The organism is Anaeromassilibacillus sp. SJQ-1, assembly GCF_046693725.1.
Classification (GTDB): Bacteria; Bacillota; Clostridia; order Oscillospirales; family Acutalibacteraceae; genus Anaeromassilibacillus.
The window spans coordinates 230,949-252,915 of record NZ_JBKEIV010000009.1; the positions used below are offsets into that span (position 1 = coordinate 230,949).

Annotated in this window: 20 protein-coding genes, 1 tRNA gene, 1 other RNA gene and 1 pseudogene; 6 read left to right on the forward strand and 17 right to left on the reverse strand. The window is 48.4% G+C overall.

The features are described 5' to 3' along the window. Window positions 1-86: 86 nt before the first annotated feature. The 16 genes and pseudogenes from ACGCCZ_RS02830 to ACGCCZ_RS02905 all read right to left on the reverse strand — a co-directional run bounded on the left by ACGCCZ_RS02830 (window position 87) and on the right by ACGCCZ_RS02905 (window position 17,151). Window positions 87-407: a TrkA C-terminal domain-containing protein gene (locus ACGCCZ_RS02830; RefSeq protein WP_411655226.1), complete on the reverse strand. Its 321-nt coding sequence runs from the start codon at window positions 405-407 to the stop codon at window positions 87-89. Beyond that, window positions 367-750: a potassium channel family protein gene (locus tag ACGCCZ_RS02835; RefSeq protein WP_411655227.1), complete on the reverse strand. Its 384-nt coding sequence runs from the start codon at window positions 748-750 to the stop codon at window positions 367-369. The genes ACGCCZ_RS02830 and ACGCCZ_RS02835 overlap by 41 nt, the downstream gene beginning before the upstream one ends. Window positions 751-946: 196 nt before the next feature. Next, window positions 947-1,570 carry a potassium channel family protein gene (locus ACGCCZ_RS02840; protein ID WP_411655228.1) on the reverse strand — a complete coding sequence of 208 codons (624 nt, stop codon included), beginning with the start codon at window positions 1,568-1,570 and terminating at the stop codon, window positions 947-949. A 199-nt stretch (window positions 1,571-1,769) separates the two neighbouring features. After that, window positions 1,770-1,994: a hypothetical protein gene (locus tag ACGCCZ_RS02845; RefSeq protein ID WP_411655229.1), complete on the reverse strand. Its 225-nt coding sequence runs from the start codon at window positions 1,992-1,994 to the stop codon at window positions 1,770-1,772. Window positions 1,995-2,139: 145 nt separating this feature from the next. Further along, window positions 2,140-2,216 (reverse strand) — tRNA-Arg (locus ACGCCZ_RS02850). A gap of 331 nt (window positions 2,217-2,547) precedes the next feature. Continuing rightward, window positions 2,548-2,754, reverse strand: a complete 207-nt coding sequence (locus tag ACGCCZ_RS02855; RefSeq protein WP_411655230.1) for a hypothetical protein — start codon at window positions 2,752-2,754, stop codon at window positions 2,548-2,550. A 135-nt stretch (window positions 2,755-2,889) separates the two neighbouring features. Beyond that, window positions 2,890-3,972: an MBL fold metallo-hydrolase gene (locus ACGCCZ_RS02860; protein WP_411655231.1), complete on the reverse strand. Its 1,083-nt coding sequence runs from the start codon at window positions 3,970-3,972 to the stop codon at window positions 2,890-2,892. A 70-nt stretch (window positions 3,973-4,042) separates the two neighbouring features. Next, a complete protein-coding gene (locus ACGCCZ_RS02865; RefSeq protein ID WP_411655232.1) occupies window positions 4,043-8,665 on the reverse strand; it encodes a carboxylesterase family protein in 4,623 nt (1,540 codons plus the stop codon). 230 nt (window positions 8,666-8,895) lie between these two features. Continuing rightward, entirely contained in the window at window positions 8,896-10,398 is a 1,503-nt protein-coding gene (locus ACGCCZ_RS02870) for an ABC transporter substrate-binding protein (protein ID WP_411655233.1), read from the reverse strand. A gap of 679 nt (window positions 10,399-11,077) precedes the next feature. Next, window positions 11,078-11,431: a hypothetical protein gene (locus ACGCCZ_RS02875; RefSeq protein WP_054323289.1), complete on the reverse strand. Its 354-nt coding sequence runs from the start codon at window positions 11,429-11,431 to the stop codon at window positions 11,078-11,080. 77 nt (window positions 11,432-11,508) lie between these two features. Continuing rightward, on the reverse strand, window positions 11,509-12,456 hold the full coding sequence (gene dapA / locus ACGCCZ_RS02880; RefSeq protein WP_411655234.1) for a 4-hydroxy-tetrahydrodipicolinate synthase: 948 nt from the start codon (window positions 12,454-12,456) through the stop codon (window positions 11,509-11,511). A gap of 844 nt (window positions 12,457-13,300) precedes the next feature. Then, entirely contained in the window at window positions 13,301-13,474 is a 174-nt protein-coding gene (locus ACGCCZ_RS02885; protein WP_411655235.1) for a hypothetical protein, read from the reverse strand. Window positions 13,475-13,627: 153 nt separating this feature from the next. Beyond that, window positions 13,628-14,632 (reverse strand): annotated as a pseudogene (gene galE / locus ACGCCZ_RS02890) (UDP-glucose 4-epimerase GalE). A 29-nt stretch (window positions 14,633-14,661) separates the two neighbouring features. After that, the gene (locus ACGCCZ_RS02895) at window positions 14,662-14,787 is read right to left on the reverse strand and encodes a hypothetical protein (protein ID WP_411655236.1); all 126 of its coding nucleotides are present in this window, start codon (window positions 14,785-14,787) and stop codon (window positions 14,662-14,664) included. A gap of 9 nt (window positions 14,788-14,796) precedes the next feature. Beyond that, window positions 14,797-15,777 (reverse strand): galactose-1-phosphate uridylyltransferase, encoded by a 981-nt coding sequence (gene galT, locus ACGCCZ_RS02900; protein ID WP_085534137.1) that lies wholly within the window; start codon window positions 15,775-15,777, stop codon window positions 14,797-14,799. Window positions 15,778-15,843: 66 nt separating this feature from the next. After that, on the reverse strand, window positions 15,844-17,151 hold the full coding sequence (locus ACGCCZ_RS02905) for a galactokinase (RefSeq protein WP_411655237.1): 1,308 nt from the start codon (window positions 17,149-17,151) through the stop codon (window positions 15,844-15,846). A gap of 447 nt (window positions 17,152-17,598) precedes the next feature. Here ACGCCZ_RS02905 and ACGCCZ_RS02910 point away from each other — a divergent pair, with 447 nt between their 5' ends. Both ACGCCZ_RS02910 and ACGCCZ_RS02915 read left to right on the forward strand, forming a co-directional pair. Continuing rightward, entirely contained in the window at window positions 17,599-18,474 is an 876-nt protein-coding gene (locus ACGCCZ_RS02910; protein ID WP_411655238.1) for a hypothetical protein, read from the forward strand. A gap of 5 nt (window positions 18,475-18,479) precedes the next feature. Next, window positions 18,480-18,974: a sensor histidine kinase gene (locus tag ACGCCZ_RS02915; protein WP_411655261.1), complete on the forward strand. Its 495-nt coding sequence runs from the start codon at window positions 18,480-18,482 to the stop codon at window positions 18,972-18,974. A gap of 895 nt (window positions 18,975-19,869) precedes the next feature. Here ACGCCZ_RS02915 and ACGCCZ_RS02920 read toward each other — a convergent pair. Then, a complete protein-coding gene (locus ACGCCZ_RS02920) occupies window positions 19,870-20,595 on the reverse strand; it encodes a helix-turn-helix domain-containing protein (RefSeq protein ID WP_411655239.1) in 726 nt (241 codons plus the stop codon). 100 nt (window positions 20,596-20,695) lie between these two features. On the opposite strand from ACGCCZ_RS02920, the gene ACGCCZ_RS02925 reads away from it, so the two are divergent. The 4 genes from ACGCCZ_RS02925 to ACGCCZ_RS02940 all read left to right on the forward strand — a co-directional run bounded on the left by ACGCCZ_RS02925 (window position 20,696) and on the right by ACGCCZ_RS02940 (window position 21,963). Continuing rightward, the gene (locus tag ACGCCZ_RS02925) at window positions 20,696-20,914 is read left to right on the forward strand and encodes a helix-turn-helix transcriptional regulator (protein ID WP_411655240.1); all 219 of its coding nucleotides are present in this window, start codon (window positions 20,696-20,698) and stop codon (window positions 20,912-20,914) included. Between the two features lie 2 nt (window positions 20,915-20,916). After that, complete coding sequence (locus ACGCCZ_RS02930; RefSeq protein ID WP_411655241.1) at window positions 20,917-21,573, forward strand: BRO-N domain-containing protein; 657 nt, start codon at window positions 20,917-20,919, stop codon at window positions 21,571-21,573. 11 nt (window positions 21,574-21,584) lie between these two features. Then, the gene (locus ACGCCZ_RS02935; RefSeq protein ID WP_411655242.1) at window positions 21,585-21,851 is read left to right on the forward strand and encodes a hypothetical protein; all 267 of its coding nucleotides are present in this window, start codon (window positions 21,585-21,587) and stop codon (window positions 21,849-21,851) included. 46 nt (window positions 21,852-21,897) lie between these two features. Further along, an RNA gene (locus tag ACGCCZ_RS02940) (hammerhead ribozyme type II) lies at window positions 21,898-21,963 on the forward strand. Window positions 21,964-21,967: the final 4 nt, after the last annotated feature.

A 21,967-nucleotide genomic window follows, 5' to 3' on the forward strand; every position in this document is an offset into this window, starting at 1 on the left:
TTAAATACCACTGGAAAAACAGCGAAAAAAATAAACAAACGAAAGGGCACATGTGCATTTTTATGCACATGTGCCCTTTTGGGCGTTTATCTGCGTTCCCGTAAAATCTTTAAGAGTTGTTTTTGACTCTTGCCTTCACACACCGCGACTATTTCATCATTCGCATGAATCACTGTATTGCCGTTTGGAATCATCATAGACTCCCCACGAAGAATGGAGATAACCAGTGAACTATCCGGTAAATCAATATCCTTCAGCATCACACCCTCCAAGGCTGTATCCGCTGGAAGCGTCATCGCACAGATTCCCGCGCGCCCTTTGTTCAGGGTTGCCAAAAGATGCATTTCCGCCACATCAACTTCTTGCTCAATCAAATTTGTGATGATTTCTGTGCTGCTGTACGGCAATGTCCGCCCCCAAAATACGCAACGCATCCATGTTTCTCGGGTCGTTTGCGCGGGCAATCACCTTTACTGCCTTAAACTGCCTTTTCGCCAACTGTGCTGCTACTAGATTGTCTTGGTCTTGACCGGTAACTGCGATAAAACAATCTGCGTTCTGCGTACCCGCCTCTTCCAGCGTTTCGATTTCTGTTCCATCGCCACAGATCACTTCTACGTCCAGTTCATTTGCCAATCGCATACAACGGAGTTTATTTTTTTCGATCAAACGAACGTCGTGTTTGCTCTCCAACATATTCGTAGCCAGATGATACCCTAGCTTTCCGCCTCCAACGATCACAATTCGCATCGTTTTTCCTCCCGAATTATACGGTTTGTATATTTTATTTATTTAATACAATTCATTAATTCCCTATAAAAATCAGGCCGTTTTCCCCGAGGGCCCTTTTATCAAACATGCGCTTACCTTTTATACATTTGCGCACAGCAAAGTTTTCCACACATTCTCTGCGATAAAAGTTATACGAGGAAGTCTTTCCTCATTGTCAATCAATAATGTTGGAGAAGACCAAACGGTCATTTTCTCCGATCAGCTGATCGTGTCGCCCCGTATTGAGCACCATTGTGCCGTCCGCATGAACCAATCCAAAGAGCTGTTCCCCATCTTTTACAGGGAATTGGCTGAGCGAAAGTCCATACCAAGAGCGGTCTGCCTCCTTCACATGGAAAGCCACCGTTGCCGTTCCGATGGTCAGCTCCTTGGAATCCCAAGGCTGTGTCAATGCCGTAAACATTGCGTCTCCCGCCAATTTTGTATGGCACACCGTCTTGAGGCCAAAGCGCTTAAAGACCTTTTCGCGCGCGGGGTCCGAAATGCGGGCCACTACATTGCGCACACCAAAAAACTCCTTCGCAATCTGCGAAATGGTGATGTTTAAATTGTCATCCGGCGTACAGACTGCCACCGCATCGCAGCTTTCAATCCCTGCATTCTTCAACACTTTGGTATCCATTGGAAAACCGGTAACGGTCATCCCATTAAAATCCTTCTCCAACATGCGAAATGCATCCGCATCCGAATCGACTACAGCGACATCATGTCCATGGTGATCCAGCAGTTCTGCCAGACGCCTCCCCAGCCGACCACATCCAATTACTAAAACGTTCACCCAGAATCTCCTCCCGGTATTAAAATAATCCTTTTCTTCCATACCGCGGTATAAAAGCGGATGCTTCCACACCGCCTATTCTCTGATGAAATTCTCTAAAAATGCCCCGATTGCAATGATTCCTCAAAGCGGGCCAACCAAGGCCCCCATGTTAAAACGTTTCCCCTCAAAAAGTTCCACACAATAAAAATACCCTCTCCTACCAAGGGAAAGGGTTTCCAACATGGCGCAATACGCCATCCTCTATACAAAATTGGCTCAACCGGTTGCACACGGAGCAACCGCTCTCATCTGCTTTTTTCTCCTTTGCGCAATACAAGGCTACGTCCTCCATTCCTTGTACACGGCAGTTTCCTTTTTCCAACGGCTTTTTCCGTTGAATCAACAAACGTCCGGAGAAATATCCTCGTGCTACAACCGCCAAACCCAATGAAATCTCTATATTCGCGGCCCTGCACAATCTCCCGTTTCCAAGAATACCGTCCCCTTCTCGCCTGAATCCTTTCAGATTCAGGCCGCCCATAAAGAGGGCAAAGAAGGAGCACGCTGTGTGAAACTTCACACACATATGGCCCGCCCGGAGGGATTCGAACCCCCGGCCTTCAGAATCGGAATCTGCTGCGATATCCAGCTTCGCTACGGGCGGATATGAAAACTGATAGTAATTATAACACGCTGTAGCATAAATTTCAATCATTGTTTGGAGAAACCATCCGATTTTTCCATTCTTTTGCCCAAGCGCCAAATAAAGAGTAGCAGAAGCCATTCAACCTCGGAAAACCGATGCTGCTGCCTTCTGCCGTTCTTTTATAAAAATGGGTTAAGGAAGATGAAAAAGAAAAGGAATAAGTAAATTGATTTGATGCTCCCTTTTCCTGGTTGCCGCCCGGAAAATCCGGGCGGCCCCAAGAGAAAAGCAGCTTTGCTGGGCAGTAGATTTCTGTTGCCGATCAACCGCGCCCAGCCTAGAGAAGTCCTTACGCTGCAATGGTTACTACACAGTGCTGCTGTGCGGCCTGACCTGTCAACGTGGTGTACACGCCGGTGGACTCGCCCACATCACCGATTGCCCAAATGCGGAAGTAGTAGTCATTGCCAATCTGCGTTACAAACTGAGTCTTAAATACGCTGCCATCGCCAACGGTGAAGAGCGGCAAAATATTGCTGCCATTCACCAGTGTCATCTTGAAGCAGATGCCTGGCCCTGCTTGACTGTAAACGGAAGCGTCGTGTCAGATTTCACATATGGACCAGTGACCGTTGTACCAGTACCCGTTCCTGGTGTTGTTGGCACACCGCTTCCGTCTTCACCATAGGTACTATCCGCAGGCACATAAAACAGTCGTGGAACCGCCGCCAGAAGAGGAAGAACTGCTTCTCGGAACCAACGCCTTGATGGCGTCGTTGATCGCCTGTACGGCAGCATCCACTGTGGGCTGTGTTGCTGTAGACGGCAGGGCCTTTGCTGCTGCAACCGCCTCTTGCAATTTTGCCCAAGAGTCGCTGGTATACTTGCTGGAAGAGCGGGATTCCGCATCCTGAATAGCTTCATTCAGATCTGTGAAGTCTGCATCGAAGATCTGATACGGATAGTAGACGATGTTCGCTCTGCCGTAAGAGGCATAGCTTGCATCTCTTCTTGGATAGACGGTGGGTTCAATGCTGCCGTCGATGATGCCTTCTGCACAATTCATCAAGTCATCGAGGTATTCCTCTGTGAACGGCTCCAGGTTTTCCGCGTGGCCGGTACGTAGCATCATTTGGCGGCCGTTTACCTTATCGATAAAGTGCTGCAAAGACTTGGTGTAGGTCTGAATCGAACACATGCCGATCTGCATCCATAGGTCTCCGGAACCCACAGCGTCGCCGGTAAATACGTCCTCATCGCCATAGAACAGAACAATGGAGCCTGCCGTGTGGCCGGGAACTGCGACAACCTCTAGGTTTTCACCGTTACCAATACTGATAAAATCACCATCTTTGACAATGGAAACTTTATCGGCATCCGGTCCCATCTTCTTAATGATTGCGTCCTTATCTCCCTCTGCGACATAAACGTTCTTCACCTGGTCCTTGCCGACAAAGTCGTCCAGACATCCGATGTGGTCACCATGGTTGTGTGTCAGAACCACATTCATGTTCGCATTTTTGTTTTCCAGGACATTGTTGACAATGTAATCAAACAGATCACCTGCGCCCATACCGGTATCGATTACCGTGGCGCCATCCTTGTTTTCGAGCACCCAAATCTGGCCGAGTTCATAGTCGCGCACAACCGTCATACCCGGTTTGATTGTCTCCTTGGTGTACTCCAAGGACGGATTCTGTGTATGATTCTTCGAACGGCTCAACGACTGCTGGAACAGCCAGTTGTACGGTGTGCCATTGCGGTCGCTGTACACATACTTCCAAACCTGATGCGGGTCCGGAGTGGTAGAGCCGGCACTGTACTCTTCATACTTGATACACTGGCTACCAACTGCCTTTCAGAGCCTCCACCACTTTGCGGGTATTTTCCACCGGAACAGTGCTGTCATCCGCATTGTGGAAGGTCCAGATTGCCATATTTTTGATCTTCTGGAACGCTTCGTTGTTGTTTGCATAGTAGCTATCGTCCACGCCACCGCACATCGGCATTGCTGCTGCAAAGATTTCCGGATGGTCGAGGATGATCTTCCAGGTGCCGTAACCGCCCATAGACAGGCCCTGGATGTAGATGCGATCTGTGTCGATGGTGGCTGCATGCTCTGCGATGAACTCATCGAGCATCTGCATGACAAGCGCTTCGTTGTCCTCCTGAACCCAGCCTTCGGCCATGCTCGGGCACTGCGGCGCCAGCACATAGCACGGGTTCATGTCCACACGGTCTGCCGAAACGACGGCGCCCTTGTTCGCGATGATATGGGACAAATTATTGTCGCCGGATTCACCCGCTCCGTGCAGGAAGATTACCACCGGATACTTGCCGTCTGCATCCTTACCAGCGGACTGGATCGGGTCGTAGTAACGATATGGGATCGTCTTGCCCGCTTTGTTCGTAACTTCTGCCTCCTGGAAGTCGTCCACGGTCAGGTTCGTAATCGAAGTATTTGCATAGGTCCCGCCTGCTGCTACAGTCTCGCCGTTGGCCAGCTCGACATCGCGCAGCTGGGTAACCTCATAGGAAAGGTCAAACATGAAGGTCTGGAACGCATCGTAATCGAAATAACTGGTGCCTGCGATCGTCTCGGTGGGGTCGAGGGAGATCGTAACCTGATTCCCATCCACCTGCAGCACACCGGTGATAGTCCGCATGCCGACGTTGTTAAAGGTTGGGTTATCCGCTGTCTGCTCCGCACGTACCTGATAGGTCGCTGTAGAGATAGAATCCGGATTGACATCTTCTGGGTAGGTGACAACCGCTTCGATTACCTTCTGGCCGTCGTCCATCACCTTCGTGACGAGTTCCACCTCACAGGTGTCGGTCACCTTCGCAGGATCATAAACGATGGAAGCCGTGCCATAGGTTGCGATCTTCGCATCGCGGACATTGCCGCGGATATACTGCTCACCTTCGATAGATCCATCCACAATTCCCTTCGCACATTCGAGAATATCGCGGACATATTGGTCGGTCATTGTGCCGCGATACTGCGTGTGGCCGCCATAAACGGTCAGGTCACGGTCGCCGATGGAATCGTTGAGGTGCTGCAGGGAGTTCACATATTCTTCAATGGAGCGCATGCCGATCTGCATCCAGACATACCCGGAACCAATCGCATCACCAGTGAAGAGCTTGTCTTCGATCATGTAGCCAACGGAACCAGCCGTATGTCCCACAATATCGATGACCTGGAAATACTTGTCGCCGAACGGGATCTTATCGCCGTCGTTGACCGCTGTAAGCTTCTCAGTGCTGACGCCCTGACGCTCCATCATCGATTTCACTGTGGCTTCGTCCGCTGCGCCGATGTAGATATGTTCCACATCTTCTTTATCTGCGAACTGATAGGCCTGAGCAGTGTGGTCTCCGTGGCTGTGGGTCAGTAGGACATCAATCTTGGTCACTGTTTCGGGCAACATGGCCTTGAGCTCGTCATAGAGATTGCCCTGGCCCATGCCGGTATCGATCAGAACCGCGCGGTCACCATTGACCATCACATACATCGGATCGACATCGTAATCCCAAATGGCCTGTACACCGTCGCCATAGTCCTTGACCGTGTAAAGGGTCTTCGGGTTGATCGTGCCATTCTCGGTTCTGGACTTATTCTGTTCGAACAGCCAGTTATAAATTTCTTCATCTTCATACACGGCCTTCCAGCTGTGATGATGATTCGGCCAAATGGATTCCGGCAAATATTTATAATATTTTACAGAAGTGTTGCCGTGTGCCTGTAAGGCTGCAACTGCATCGTCCGAGCCCTGAACGTTGACGGACGGGTCATCCTCTGCATGGGCAACCCAAATCGGCATATTTGCCAATGCGTCAAACTTCTTGCCGCCATCTTCATAATAGCTGGTAGAAACACGCCCGCAAATCGGGATTGCTGCTGCGAAGAGGTCCGGGTGTTCCAGGATCATTTCCCAAGTGCCCATGCCTCCCATCGACATACCCTCGATGTAGATGCGGTCCGTATCCACCTGCGGATGTTCCTGGATAAATTCCTCCAGAATTTGAACCACCAGGTCCTGGTTTTCCTTGTTGATCCACCCAGAGGGTTCGGTCGGACACTGCGGCGCCAATACATAGACCGGATTGCGCGCAACGCGGTCCGGCTCTACCCAAGCGACGGCGCCCTTGTTTGCGATCAAGTGGGACAAATTGTTGTCGCCCTTTTCTCCGCCGCCGTGCAGGAACAGGATCAGCGGATATTTGCCATCCTCACTCACACCATTGACCTTGATCGGGTCATAATAGCGATAGTTGAGGGATCTTCCGTTGACATTGCCGCCCGTTGCACTCTGGAAGTCATCTACAATGCGGTTGGTGATGGAGGTATCCTTGTATTTTGCGGGTTCAACAGTCCCCTCCGCTGTTTCGATTTCTCCCTTTTGTGTTACAAGATACGAAATATCGTACGGGGTCGTCAAAGAACTATAGAAGCTTGTCACGGCTGTTTCATCCTCGGGATCGAGTTCAATGGTCACAACATTGCCATTGACATCGATGTCCGTGATGGTGCGGTAACCTTCCAGATCGTTGGAACCGTCTCCATAGGTAAGGGTTGCCTTGATCTTGTAATCATCCTTGGAAACGCTGTCCTCATCGACTGCACTGTCGTAAGTCAAGTTGATTTCGACTACGCGCTGCCCATCGTCCAGTACTTCTGTGACGATTTCTGTGGGAATGTCGCCATAGGGGATATTATACGACATCTGCAAATCGTCCTCGGTCAGGTCGAAGGAATCCAGGTTTGCCGCCATCATCAGGCGGTCGCGCGCCGGATAATCGGATTTTGTTGTGCAGACAGCCGCTACGCCGTCCTCCACGTCCTTAAAGTGCATGAATGCACCGTTCGTATCCGAGGTACATTCTTCCCAAACCGGGAGGCCCTCCCCATTTGGATCGCCGGTCTTGACAAAGTTTGCCCAGTAGGTGGACATCATATCGCCCAACTCGTGATCCGCATCGGTCCAGTTGCGTTGGCCTTCAATGTCGTCCCGCATGGAGTTGAACATATACCACAGCTCACTGGAATGGAAGGAACCGTAGAAATCCTCATCACGGTTGCCTACGATCTCCGGATCGTGTGGCGCCGAGTCGTGATCGAAATAGTAAACATAAGCGTTGTGATCTTCGTTGTGCGTCTTGCCGTATTCAGCGGAGATCCGGTACTTCGCCAAACTGCTGTCGCTGGTGGAACGCAGGTTCATGCGATAAGCCTGTTTCTCGTTGAGCGCATTGTAGATGGAGCGATTGTACAGCTCTCCGTACTGATTTTCCATCTTTTCCTGGAATGCTTCGACATCCATCGTGCCATCCGGCGTACCGGACAGGGAGGTATACTCATCCGCCGTACCGCCGATCATGATGTCGATGCCGTCGAGCGCACCCTCAAGGGTCAAATCGATGGATTCCTCTGTAAAGACATAGTTATCCAACGTATTGTTGCCGGCCGCACTCTTGAGGGAACTGTAAACGTCATCCGCCAGGAAATCTTTCGCATCCTTTGCGCGAAGCTCTTCCAGGGTGACGCCCTCTCCGAATGCTTTTTCAATAGCGTTTTGGCAAGTTTCTTCCTTCTCCTCCAAGGATTTATAGCTGCCAGGTGCTGCATAACCGCCAAAACCACTCTGGATAATCGCACGGTTAAACAGCCCGTCCGTCATATCTGTGGAAAGCAGCGCTGTTACAGACATGGCGCCTGCGGACTGGCCGCAGATGGTGACGTTCTCTGGATCGCCACCGAATCCTGCAATATTCTCATTCACCCATTCCAGCGCCTTGATCTGATCCAATGTACCGTAGTTACCGGAAACGCCTTCCTCATTTTCTGCGCTGAGTTCCGGCAGAGCCAGGAAACCAAATACATTGACACGGTACTGGATACATACCACGATGATCCCCTGCGCTGCCAATTTGGAAGCATTGAACTCCATTTCGGATGCATGGCCATGGTCGTAACCGCCGCCATGAATCCAAACCATGACCGGAAGCTGCTCGTCTTCCGCATGTTCCGGTGCATAGACGTTCAAATACAGGCAATCTTCGCTGATTTCGGGATTGTAATCTTCGTCAAAATAGAACTCGTCGCCCCAGAATTCGCCAACGGGGTTCAAGTTTTCTGGCTGCATCGCCTGGTTGCCCCATTTGTCGCAAACGCGCACATCATCCCACGTCTCTGTGAGATCCTGCGGCGCTTTCCAGCGCAATTCTCCCACCGGGGGCTCCGCAAATGGAACACCCTTGTAGACGGTGACACCCTCCGTATCGGATGGGACGCCCTGAATCTTACCATTTACATTGTCGCCACTGCGAATGGTGACAATGCCCGGTTCTTTCATCTCCGGTTCTTCCGCGCGCGAGGTTGCTGCAAATGCGCTGGTACACGTGCCCAGCAGCATTGTAAAGGTCAGAACCAATGCCCAAATAGATCGATGGATCTTTTTCATTCTGCTTTTCTCTCCTTTTCCTAAAATGTAACCGTTAACTCTGGTCCGCTCGTATGTCCTGCATGGGCATCCCTCCATTCTAAAAAAATGTGTAAAAGAAAGCCTGCCAAAGATTTGCTTTTGACAAGCATGGGTGCGCGTATATAATGCTATCCATAAATGGCCTTTCGGCCCGATCCTTCGTCTTTCATCCAGCGAATGACGCCGCTGTAAAACGGTACTTCTACTTTCTACGATGAACGTCGCTCTGCCAACCAGTGGTCTAATTGTTTTTGCTTCTCTGCAAGGATTTTGTCAATACCCGCTGCTCTGAGTTCTTGGTTCATACGCGGCAATGTGACTGCCGGGTCGAGAGAACCACATTCCAGGGCATTACGATATTCGTCCAACACCGCATTGCAGGCGCTGACCTCTCCAAGCACCTCGGTGTTATCCCATACAAATCCGCGTGCTGGGGATGGGTGTGCCTCTTGATTAAAGGTCTCCACCTGCTGCCAAACATCCGGCGGATCTTTCTGCCATACATGGGCGATTAACTCATTAGGCCATGACCAAATAATAAACCCATAGGGTACATTGTCACTGTCAATCCCCTTTGGAAATCCGACAATATTTTGCTCATGGTCCAGTATTTGATAGGTTTTCCCCTCAATTCCATAGGTGAGCAGGTTTGCCAGTTCTGGATTGGTGTACATCTCGTTGAGTACCCGCATGGCTTTGTCGGGCTGCTCGCTGGTATGACCGATGCTCCACATCGAAGAAACCAATGTGGTCTCGCTATACGGCGGGACAATTGAAAAAATCCCAATTTCATATCCCACACTCCGGATGACCTCACCATATTTATCGGGTTTTACATTGGCAAAGTGCCCAAATCCCTTTCCTGCCCGCATCAGTGAAAACTCGTTGTCCGTATTGGACGCGCCGTCCGGCATCAGCAGACCTTTCTGCGCCCAATCCCACTGGAGCTCCACCATCTGCCGGTAGGAATCCGTCTCAAACAGATTGACAACCTCCGTGGAATCCGTAAAGCTGTTCTCCAGCACACCTAAGTCGTCTCCCAACCGGTCATATGGCATTGGGAGCCTTGCCAAGCCACTGCTGGTAACGACCGGATACATGTCCGGATATGCATCCCGTACTTTTAGCAGAAGATCTTCAAGATCCTGTATGGTCTGCAAATCCTCTTCCTGATACCCCAACGCCTCTGCTAAATCTTTCCGGTAAACAAACCCGCGCCCGGTCGCTTTCTCCCGGTTCATCGGTACGCCACAGATCATTCCATTGAACGTGACGCACTGCCAGTCCTCCGGTGAAATGTCCTCTTGAATCTCCGGGCCACACAAAGACAGATAATCGTTTAAGGGGGTAACCAGGCCATAGTTCACCATAACAGCCACGCCCGTTTCAAAAGTCGGGAAAAGGTCCACTTTTTTTCCGGTGGAAACCGCCAGTTTCACCTGTTGGAGGCAATTTTCCTTTGTCCCCTGATAGGTCAAACGGATCTTGGCCTCGCAAGATTCTTGAAGGATGGCGTTTGCACGCTCTTCGATTTCTTTTCTCAGCGGTTCAGAAGCCCTTCCCAACGCATACACATCCACCGTATAAAAATCCTCAGAAGAACTCTGCGAAGAAGGTGTTTGCTCTGTCCCAGTTGTTCCATTTGTACAGGCTGTCAAATTCCACAGTAGAACTCCCGCCAGCAACATCGCCAGCCATCCTGTCCGCTTCATGATTGGCCCCCTTGCTCTCTTTTTATCGGGGCAACTCTCCAAAATACTATCGGAATTCCTTTTTGAAGCCTCGCAAGGTTTCAGCCGTTTGTTTTGCAATCCCCCTTTTTTCATTTGATCTTTTTGATTCATTGTATTTATATTATACTCGGTTGATTTTTTGATTTCTGCCAAAATCCTGACCTCCACTATCAAAAAACTGACAACTTTTCTATAATTTTCTGCCTTCGAACCATTCATTATCAAAAATCCGACCTCGTCTTATCACAAATCAGACCTACTATGTTTGTGATTGGGATCTCCTCCCGTTTCACCGTGTCTATCATATCCTGGCGGTTCCCATTACAATGATTTATTACTCGATAAGCAATAGGAGCCGCTTCCCGTTTTATAGCCGTCCTTTGATGACGGTTGCCTTAGTCACATCTGCCCGTTTGCCCATCTGCGACAGGGATATGAGGCAATAGTAGGGCTCATCCGATTGCGAATATACTTCGACAGTTTTATTTTAATGCAAAAGAGGGACAAATTGAATAACTTTTTCAAAAGCAAAATCTAGGAAAAAGGTTCCATATGAAGAAGGGCCGTTTTAACAATATCCACGGAGACAACAAAAAGCCCACCTTCCAGCATTTTACTGGAAGGTGGGCTTTGAAATTTCATGGGACAGTGTACTCAATTAAGAAGCATAAGCATCCTGCAAGATCGAACGTACTACGAACTCGCCCGGTGCATTTGTGGGACCCTCGACAAAAGTCTTTTCTGCGGAAACACGGTGCTTCTCCAAAATATAACGCAGGATGCTCCATCCAGCATCCAAAACACAGATTGCGTATACGTGGCCGCTGCATTTATCGCGGATACATTCCGCAATGGATGCGACATCCCCTTTGTGCTCGCCATCGCGAATCTGCGGAATGACCACATGATATTTGTCCTCCAACTCTTTGAGGTCCGAAATTTTTGTCCAATCGCCTGGATATACCATCAGGACGGTCGGTCCGTCCGCCTTTCCAATCTCAACAAAGTTCATATGATAACGCTCCCTTTTCGTCGATCCGGTTCTATCACCGGTATGATTTGATTGGATCTCGATTCGTCGATCCATTTTTACATTCCCACACAGCGGGCGGACTGTCCCTCAAACAAGTGGACATTTCCGCTCAAACAATACTGCTGTAGTACGGACCACAGCTTTTCTATATCGTGTTTTTCCATCGCACACAGCGGTGGCCTACACGGTCCTACGTCCATTCCCATCATGCAGAGCGCCTGCTTTACAGGGATGGGATTGACGTCCATAAACAAAGCCTGCATCAGATTCGTATATTGCAGCTGCAATTCACGACTGCGGGCAACATCTCCGTCAAAGAAACTCTGGCAGATCGAATGCATCACACTCGGCGCCAAATTCGATAACACAGAGATGATTCCCTTTGCCCCCAGCGCCAAGGCGGGAAGCGTCTGATCGTCGTTTCCAGAATAAATGTCCAGACGGTCACCACACAGGGCAGCAATGGTTGCCATTTGCGAAAAGTTCCCGCTGGCCTCCTTCACTCCCACAATGCGGTCATTTTCACAGAGCGCCAAATACGTTTCTGGCTGGATATTGACGCCTGTACGCGATGGAATATTGTATAGGATGACCGGCAGATCGGTTGCGTTTGCACATGCATTGAAGTGCTGCACCAGCCCCCGCTGCGATGCCTTGTTGTAATAAGGCGTCACATGCAGAAGCGCATCTGCACCCGCTCGGGCCGCCCCCTTTGAAAGCTCCACCGCATGTGACGTGTTGTTGGAGCCTACGCCGGCGATCACCGGAATCCGGTGGTTGACACGGCGTACAGTGTGTTCTACCACTTCACAGTGTTCTTCATCGGTAAGCGTGGACCCTTCTCCCGACGTACCGACCACCACAATGGCGTCCGTATGTCCGGTGAGCTGGCGGTCAATCATTTGATCCAGCATGCTGTAGTTGATGCGAAGGTCCGGGTACATCGGGGTGACCAGCGCCACTCCCGCGCCTTGGAAGACCGTTTTTCCCATCTGTGCTGACATCCTTTCTAGGGTGGCCACAGTTTTTCTCTGTCTGGGGAGGCGTTCTTTCATACAGCGGCTATGGAAAGCCCCAATCGCCCTCAAATCTTCCCCAATGAAGATTGAGGCTGTCACCGCCATCCCGCCAGATCTTTCTGGCCATGCCCTGACAAAGCTTTTTGGCTTTCTTTCCTAAGGGAAACCCCTCAGAAATTGCCCCTATTATACGTCCGTCCTTCCAAAAAGGGAATCAAGAACACATTAAGAACCCTTCTTCTTCATAAAGACTTCATTAAAATTTGCTGGCCTTTCCGTTCTTCTGATAGGTCTGTCTGTTTCTTCCAAATTATTATCCAATTCCTTGTTCGTTTCCCATAAAAGGACTGGTGAATGACGTGATTCATGTGTACCCAAAAGAATTTTTTAACCCGCTTGCCCTTTGCCTAAAAAGCTTCTATTGGACAAATCGTCATGAATACAAAACGCTTCGATAGATTTGAAACAATAAACATTGAGCTATATTTTATGAAATCTGAAGCGGTGGAACTACAAGGCCGATCAAACGTCTTGGGCACCCATAAGACTGCTTCAAGACACAGGGCCCTTATAATCGTGATACAAATCGTATCCGGCTTTCCAAACTACCCCGAAAGGTTATAAACCATTATTAAAGTGTTATAATGGCGCGGCGAGACCCCACCCTTGCGATCCTTGTCTATAGGCCATCCTTTGGTGTCCTGGATGTGTTACACCACCAAACATTTCTTTCATAAACAAAAACGTAGTATCTTATCTAGGGTTTCGGTGTGTCTATCAATTCTTTATTTCCATCCCCCTTTCCCTATCATGCAACAGGGTTCGGTAGCTAAATGGGATGATCCAAAGCCTCATAAAAAGATTCCATTTCGTCCTGTGTTGTACGATATGTGATTCCATTCTGAGCGGCAAAGAATCCCATCAAATTGCCTCCATCGACTTTTACAAAACCAATCTCTACGAAATAGAAACGCAATAAAAACAGGGCAGGAAGTACGAGCAAAAGGCTTGATTTTGTGCATTTTCCAACATGTTCCATACATATGGATAAATATTACTCTGGTCGTGTTTTTCTCTTCAAACAATAAAAATTGCGCTGCGAAAACCGCAGCGCAATTTTTATTGTTTCATTCATTTTATCAGACGATAAAAGCCATCACTTCTGATTTTTCGTAAAGTTCCAGGAATCCCGGCACATATCGTCCAACGTATATTTGGCTTCCCAACCGAGCTCCTTCTTTGCTTTCGAAGCATCCGCATAACACTCCGCGATGTCACCCGGACGGCGCGGTGCAATCTTGTAATTGATCTTTACACCGGAGGCCTTTTCAAAGGCTTTTACGACATCCAGAACCGAGCTGCCTTTTCCAGTGCCCAAATTGTAGATTTCCGCCCCCTGGACGCTGTCCAATTTTTCCAGTGCCTTGATGTGGCCGACTGCCAGGTCGCACACATGGATGTAATCGCGTACACCGGTGCCATCTGGGGTTGGATAGTCATCTCCATAAACCGAGAGGCACGGCAGCTTACCAGCCGCTACACGCGCAATATACGGCATAAGATTGTTCGGAATGCCGTTTGGATTCTCACCAATCAGCCCGGACGGATGGGCGCCAATCGGGTTAAAGTAGCGCAACAGCGCAACCTTCAGGTCCTTATCCGCAACACAGACATCCTGCATGATCTGTTCGATAAAGAACTTCGTGGTGCCGTATGGATTCGTGGTGCCGCCTGCCGGCATATCCTCCTTAAACGGAACCTTGTTGTTCATCCCGTAGACGGTCGCAGAAGAACTGAATACGATCTTCTTGACCTGATATTTGCGCATGAGATCGAGCAGGTGCAATGTTCCCGTGATATTGTTGTGGTAATATTCCAACGGCTTCTGGACAGATTCGCCCACCGCTTTAAGTCCTGCAAAATGGATCACTGCGTCGATCTTGTGCTCTTTGAAAATCTTTTCAAAGTTGTCGTAATCGAGCATATCACATTCATAGCTGGGGAAGGTCTTCCCTGTGATCTTCTCTACGGCACGCAGTGCGTCGGGAGAGGAGTTCACATCAGTTATCCATCACAACAATGTCAAAACCATTGTTGAGCAGCTTGCCACACAGGTGTGGGAACCGATAAATCCGGCGCCGCCGGTCACCAGTACTGTCATAATCAATCATCCTTTCTGGTATCCGGCCGTCATTGGACGCCCGACACACTTTTGCGCCAGGGGCGGCAACCGCCGGTAATCTGATCTTGATGGACCATACAGCGCATTGCTTTCAGCCAACCATTTTTACACGCCAGCTGCCCTACAAGCGCCATCTTACAATTTTATTCGCCCTTTTTGCTTTCCATAAACTTCGCGTACGCTGCGCGGAGTTCCTTGGAAGTTTCCTCTGGGCAGGTCGGGTTGCAGTGAGCCCATGCGCCCGTCTCGCTGGAAGCGTTAAACTTCTGCTTGTCAGCACTGCGCATTGGTGGGAAGAACTCAATGTGGAAATGGAAATCCTTGGAGTAATCGCCCGAATTGACCGGCGCATTGTGCATGCACATCATATAGGGGAAACGGTAGTCAAATAGGCTGTCGAGCATCCCCACGGTGTCGCGGATAGTAACACCAAGGCTGTACTTTTCTTCCTCCGTAAGGTCTGTAATATACTGCACATGGCGGTTTGCCATGATATAGACGCCATAGGGATATTCGCAATAGAACGGGAGATAAACCGTGAAGTGCTCATTCTGGAAGATGATGCGCTTTTCTGCCTCGAGTTCATGTTTCAACGTATCACAGAACAGGCAGTTGCCGGTTTTTTCCAAATATTCCTTTGCGGACGCGGTTTCCAGCGCAAGCTTCTTCGGAATAAAAGAATAACCATACATCTGGCCGTGCGGATGGGGCATGGTCACACCCACCACTTCGCCGCGATTTTCAAAGGGGAACACATATTTGATCTTTTCGTCGGAACGCATTACATTGAACCGTTCACACCACAGGTCCACCAGCTTCTTCATGTGGTCATAGGACAGCTCCGGCATGGTCACCGTATGGCCGGGAGAATACAGGATGACTTCACACTTGCCGTAGGACGGTTTTACCTTGAAAAAGTCGTTTGCAATCCCCTCGTCCGGCTCCGGCGGATTTTGGGAAAGCGCCGGGAAGTCGTTGTCGTACTCCAACACTTCATAATCCGGTACATTGCCAAAGCTGGGGCAAAACGGGCAGTAGTCCTTGGGCATCTGGGGGCGTCCCTGCCGGTTCGACGCAATCATCACCCAGTCCTGAATCAACGGATGCCATCTCAATTCTGCCATAATTCATTTCCTCCTATATCCCTATGTATTTGAAAATATAAATTTGATACAAAAAGCAGGTCTGTATTACAGGATACGCGTGCCGCCTACCGGGCGGATGCGCAGGTTGTGGCAGCTCCCCTCTCCGGTGACCGCCTCCATTGCTTTCACAAACTCTGGCAGATAATCCACCGGAACAAAGGTCTGCACGGTGCCGGCAAAACCGCCGCCGTGTACACGGTAAGCACCGCCGCGCTTTTCCAACAGGCGCTGGGCAAGCGCCAGGACAATCGACACACCCTGCTGCTGCGGATGGCTCGCCGAGAACACATTCTGCAAATACATGTAGCTGGAATAGCCGGATTCGACAATCAGCTTTTTAAACGTATCAAAATCATTTGCCTTCAGAGCCGCGGCTTCGTCGAGCACACGGGCGTTGTCCGCAAAGAAGTGCATCGCACGCAGCACGCAACGGTCGCCCATCTTCTGGCGAAGCGCTGCAATATTGGCATAAAACTCCTCTTCATCGACTTCGCGCAGAACCTCTTTGCCAAAGAATGCCGCAACTTCTTTCATCTCTGCCGGCACCGCCGCGTAATCGGGCGTCAGGTCGGAGTGGCTGCCCTTGGTGTCAATGATGCAGAGTGCATAACCGCACTTTGTGAAGTCAAAATCCACTTTCTGCGCTTCTGGATGGTCTTTATCTTTGAAATCAATCTGGACAAAGCCGCCCACCGAACTGGCCGCCTGGTCCATCAGCCCACAGGGCTTTCCAAAGTATACGTTTTCTGCGTACTGGCCGATCTGAGCAATGGAAAGCGCGCTTTCCTTTCCCTCGCAGAACAATTCATTGACGATGGTCCCTACAAGCACTTCAAAAGCCGCGGAAGAAGAAAGACCGGAACCCGTCAGAACATTGGACGTCGTGTAAGCGTCAAAGCCGCCCACTGTATAACCCAACTGCTGATAGCGTGCACAGATCCCACGAATCAAAGCACGGGACGTATTCATCTCAGAGGGATTGACCTCCTGGTTTTTGGCGTCGATTTCATCCCCTCTGTGACCCTCGGACTTGATACGCACCTTGGTGTCCGGGTTCAACGCTACAATAGCGATGACATCCAAGTTGACGCTCGCCGCCAGCACGCGCCCGCGCTGATGGTCGGTATGATTCCCGCCAATTTCGGTGCGTCCAGGTGCGCTGAAGATCGAGATATCGCGGTCTGCGCCATCGAGTTCTTCAAACGTCTCAATCGCATGTACGAATCTCTCACGATAGCCAGCGACATCCGCCGTGCTGCAAGCGTAGATGTAAGCCATCTTTTCATCCAGCCCACCGCTGGAGATCATTTTTCTACTTCTGCTGAAAGCATGATTGGTACCTCCCGTTTTCATATGTTTTTCCAGAGCGGAACGCGCGATCCGCCATCCGGTTTATTTCCCTTTGTCTTGCTTTCATTGTATCCCCATTGGGACGCGCAAACAAGGGCAATCCGTATCAATTTTATGGATATTTGATGCAGGATTCCAGTTTTTCCCCGATATGCACCATTCCCTCCTACAAAGGGACGCACTTTTTGAAAAAATGCTATATTTATTAAATTATACCATAATTTCCACAGATTACCACTGCTTTTTAGAAAAACATCTCATCCTTTCCCGTAAAATGGTCGATTCTTCCCAGAACCACTGTATTGATCTATCCAAATTTTTATCTGTACTTTTTCCCTATATTTTTTTGTATATTCTGCGATAAATCGGTAAAGAACTTGCTTCGTTGTCAATTTATGATAAAATAATAGAAATCGGTAGAATAACAGGAGAGGAAACGGCACGTGCGCTATGAAAATTCACATTTCCTCCAAAAAGCAAATTATTCAGGTTTTGATGCTCTTTGTTGTGCCCCTGGTTTTGTTCCTGGTCGGTTACAATTTTTATACGATGCAGGCCATGAACGAGCGCGTGGCGGAGAGCAACCGCAGCACGGTATACCTATATAAGAGTTCTCTGGAAAAAGACCTACAGGATATTGATCTCTTCCTTGCCAACCTTGTGGTAGGCGATACCAATTTTCAACGTTTGCGCAGTCCCATGGACCCGCTGGAAGCACACCTCTGTTCCAAGCAAATCATCAACCGGTATCAGGAAATGATCGCTACCAAGCGGATCATCGGAGGTATGTTCCTTTTCACAGAGCCGAACGGACTGCATCGGGAAGCCTATGGCGGTTCCTACACCTACACCGTCAAAGAGCAGCTGCGCTCCTATCTGGAAGAACTCACTGGCTCCGGAGAGATAGACCGCAGCCGTTGGCAGATCTATTCCATGGGAGACGAGGCCTTTTTGCTGCGAATTCTCGGCAGCGGTGGGGTCTATTCCGTCTGTGCTGTGGATCTAAATCGGTCGCTGCGGCCGCAGGATTCCACGGACCCACAGAATGGCGTATTGTTGTATGCGGCTCCGGATGGGCAGCTGTTGACTTCACAGGAATGGGCAAAGCAGGAGGAGGTTCAAATTCAGTGGACTTCGGATTCCTTCTATCAGGCTGGAAATGGCCAATATCTCGCTGTGCAACAGTACTCCGAGGTGGCAGGGGTCTGGTTCGTCTATCTGACCCCCTATCGAGATCTTCTTCACCATATGGATTTCGCTCAGCTTTTGCTGTTGATGGCTTCGATCGCCCTGCTGGTACTTCTTCCATCTGTTACTATATTTTAAAACGGCTGTTCTTTAAGCCTATGGAACAGTTGGTACAAACCATGAACGCTATTAAATGTGGCGACTTGGATGCTAAAATGGAAACCGACTATCGTGTGGTGGAATTTAAGCAGTTGAGCGATACCTTCAATGGCATGATGGAGGAGATTAAATCCCTCAAAATTGCCGTCTACGAAAAAGAATTGGAGCTACAGAAGGCACAACTACAATATTTGCAGATTCAGATACGCCCGCACTTCTTCTTGAACTGTCTAAAAAATCTGTATGCACTCGCGCAGGAGAGGCGTTTTGAACAGATTCAACAGATGATTCTGGCCCTGTCCGACTATCTGCGCTATCTATTTTCTGATAATATGACACTGGTCCCTCTGCGGGACGAGCTACAAAGTGTCAGGCGCTATCTGCTTTTACAACAGATGAGCGCCTCCTGCCCTCCACCTGCGACATCGACGCGGATGAACAACTTTTTGATTTTCAAGTGCCTCCGATGTCCATTTTGACCTTTGTGGAGAATTCTGTTAAGCATGCCTCTCTACCTGGCGAACCCCTCGCAATCTATATAAAGGTCATGGCTGTAGATTTGTAGGTAAAATACAAAACTAGGAAAATAGGCGTGAAAACCCGTGATAACTGTTGATAAACCGAAAAATGGCTTTAGACCGGCGTTTTTGGGGCGTTAGAATTGGTGACATCTTGGAAAATGTCGTATTTTTTGTATTTTATATGCAAAGTTTTATAGCCTGTTTTGCGTCGAATCCAGGCGAGTATATCACGCAGTATCGAATTTTAAACAATCTTTTTAAAATGTTTAAAATCGCTTAAAATCAGCAGGAATGAATTTAACACGAAGGCTCATAAACCGCATAAAACTGCGGCATGTGGGCCTTTTTTGTTTTTATAAAGTTGATTTAAATAATTAGAATAGTATGGCCTATATCTTACTTGGAGGCGCTCTTGTACTCTCCGTTTTAATGGGAAATAGGGGAAGTCCATATAAGGCTTAATGGGAAGTGCTTCCCATTAAGTATTCATGCGGGTTTGTCACGTATTGATTCTAATTATGAATAAAATTGTTGGCAGTTTTAAAAATGTATATTTTTTGAATAATATGTATAAATATTCTTTAGCGTTTTGCTTGTCTTAGTTTGTGAATAAAATTTACTTTGTTCTAATATTTAATAATATTTTATATATGTTTATTTTTGATAATAATATATATATTAGGAAATAAAAGGGTGTATATATTGCATAAATTGTCAAGGCTAAAAGTGTCCCTAAATTGAAAAAATTGTCGTTATTAATATATAGGATTTGGCCATATCCTTACTACATATTGAAAGGGTAAGGGTTATGAAAAAGGTAATGAGTACAGATCGTTTCCGGCGGATTATGCGCTTACGCATCCATGGAAATGTGGTCCGCATTGATTTTAGAGACGGGAAAAGCTGTATCGAGGATCAGCGCGGCAGACTGCAGCATACCAACCTGGACGGGAGTAATATCGTCATCCTCGCTAATCCCTCGATACAGCAGAAATCTTGTAAATAGCCTAATCTCAGCATCTGTGAATTTGTCGAAAATATCGCCCTCTGCCTCTGCTACTGTTGGGGTAGAGGGCATTTGTTTGTCTAAAATTGTACTCTCAACATCAGCGTGCAAGGCATCGATCAAAAAATCTTTTTCTGAGTCACTACCATTTGCAATAGCGCGATGCAATTCGGTCACGATGTCAAAAATCAACTTTTGTTGCCTAGAATTGCACTTGGCTATAGCATCAGACAGATTTTTTAATACAGGTGGAAGGGATTGGCGCACGGCCTCCATTGATTCCGTATCGTCCCATTTGAAAGGGGGATCTCGTTGGTCGCTCTCCCCTCTTAAATAAGCACCTGACACACCAAAATAATCTTCCAGCGCGGCCATTGCCTTTGAGTTTGGCTCTCGTTTTCCGTTTTCATACCCGATAATAGTGCTATATGCAATCCCAGTCTTTTCAGAAAGTTGTTTTTGTGTAATCCCTTTTTCTGCTCTCAATGTTTTTAGACGTAGAGCTACTGATGATAAACCATTGTCCATTTTTGTATCTCCTTTTTGAAAGATTATATCATTCAACTTGTTCAAATGCAAAACAAAACGCAACTTTACCGCTTGACTTATGCATACGAATAAGATATAATTGTTATACAGCTTAGTCGAACGAACAAGAAAAGGAGGATAAACATTGTTTGTAATCCCCAGAATTAATGAAATTGAAAAACGCCGTAAAGAACACGGATGGTCACAACATAAGCTCTCCTTACGTGCAGGATTAGCTGGTTGTGCAATTTGCCGCATTGAAAACGGCAAAACAAAGAGAATCAACCACCTGCGCGCCAGGGAAATTGCTAAAGCTCTGGATTGCCAGGTAGAAGATATATTTGTCAAATCGAAAGGAGTTTAATCATGGATGAAATGCAAGTATTTAAGAACAGCGAATTTGGAGAGCTCGGAGTACTGGAAATTGACGGTAAGCCCTATTTCCCGGCCACAGCGTGTGCAAAGTCCCTTGGATATAAACGCCCTGCTGATGCGATCACCGCCCATTGTAAGGGGTCGGTAAAATACCGAGTCCTTACAAATGGAGGAGAACAGGAGCTGAAGTTCATCCCGGAGGGCGATTTGTACCGATTGATTACCCATAGCAAACTCCCAGCCGCCAAGCGGTTTGAGATGTGGGTGTTTGACGAGGTGCTCCCGACAATCCGCAGGCAAGGCGCGTATGTGCCAAACCTAAATGAGGCCATCTCCAAGACGGCTACCGCTGTTGTAACGGAGGTTATGAGGCAGCTAATCCCGATCATAAAAGATGTCGTAAATCATGGGACCAGACAGAGCTACTGCGGACCGGACGCTACCGGACTGTGTGATCTGAGTAACCGCTGTAAGCTGGAGACCTTCCCGCCGGACGTTGTTGGACAGGTAGATGCAATGCTTGAAGAAATGCTCCAGCAACAAAGCCTCAATTTTAGTCTGATCGCGCGGTACTGCACGGTTAATGGATACGCCATATCGTCTCCGTCAGTAAAAACCTACTTTAAGCGCCGTTTCGGTCAGAATTAAGGAGGTCTATCATGGCAAGAACATTTGAGATCACTACAGAAGGAAACGCCGCCAAGATCGTTGTTGACGGCAACGAAATCAGCGACGTTATTGAGTGTAATCTCCGCAAAAACAACGAAGGAACCATACTGGAGATTAAGATTGCAATTACTGGAGATGTATCATACAACCATAAACCAATTAAAATCCCTTGTGCGCAGACCTATGGTACAACTTCAGAGGAGATCAGAAGAGCCATTTTAGACTGGAGAAAGGGATGCTTACATGAAAACGGGTAATCATGGACTTATCTCTCCTATATCAATATCTCTTTCGAGCAGTGCAAGCCGAAACGCCCGAAAGGGCGTCCACTAAGGGATGGCCTCCTAGTGCTGATGATGGCAGGCCGGAAGAC

Bases quoted from the DNA above. Each gene is read 5' to 3' on its own strand.
- ACGCCZ_RS02835 (WP_411655227.1), bottom strand. From the start codon at position 750: ATGCGAATTGTGATCGTTGGAGGCGGAAAGCTAGGGTATCATCTGGCT.
- ACGCCZ_RS02855 (WP_411655230.1), bottom strand. From the start codon at position 2,754: ATGACACTGGTGAATGGCAGCAATATTTTGCCGCTCTTCACCGTTGGC.
- ACGCCZ_RS02865 (WP_411655232.1), bottom strand. From the start codon at position 8,665: ATGAAAAAGATCCATCGATCTATTTGGGCATTGGTTCTGACCTTTACA.
- ACGCCZ_RS02870 (WP_411655233.1), bottom strand. From the start codon at position 10,398: ATGAAGCGGACAGGATGGCTGGCGATGTTGCTGGCGGGAGTTCTACTG.
- ACGCCZ_RS02875 (WP_054323289.1), bottom strand. From the start codon at position 11,431: ATGAACTTTGTTGAGATTGGAAAGGCGGACGGACCGACCGTCCTGATG.
- dapA (WP_411655234.1), bottom strand. From the start codon at position 12,456: ATGTCAGCACAGATGGGAAAAACGGTCTTCCAAGGCGCGGGAGTGGCG.
- ACGCCZ_RS02895 (WP_411655236.1), bottom strand. From the start codon at position 14,787: ATGGCGCTTGTAGGGCAGCTGGCGTGTAAAAATGGTTGGCTGAAAGCA.
- galT (WP_085534137.1), bottom strand. From the start codon at position 15,777: ATGGCAGAATTGAGATGGCATCCGTTGATTCAGGACTGGGTGATGATT.
- ACGCCZ_RS02905 (WP_411655237.1), bottom strand. From the start codon at position 17,151: ATGAAAACGGGAGGTACCAATCATGCTTTCAGCAGAAGTAGAAAAATG.
- ACGCCZ_RS02910 (WP_411655238.1), top strand. From the start codon at position 17,599: ATGAAAATTCACATTTCCTCCAAAAAGCAAATTATTCAGGTTTTGATG.
- ACGCCZ_RS02930 (WP_411655241.1), top strand. From the start codon at position 20,917: ATGGATGAAATGCAAGTATTTAAGAACAGCGAATTTGGAGAGCTCGGA.
- ACGCCZ_RS02935 (WP_411655242.1), top strand. From the start codon at position 21,585: ATGGCAAGAACATTTGAGATCACTACAGAAGGAAACGCCGCCAAGATC.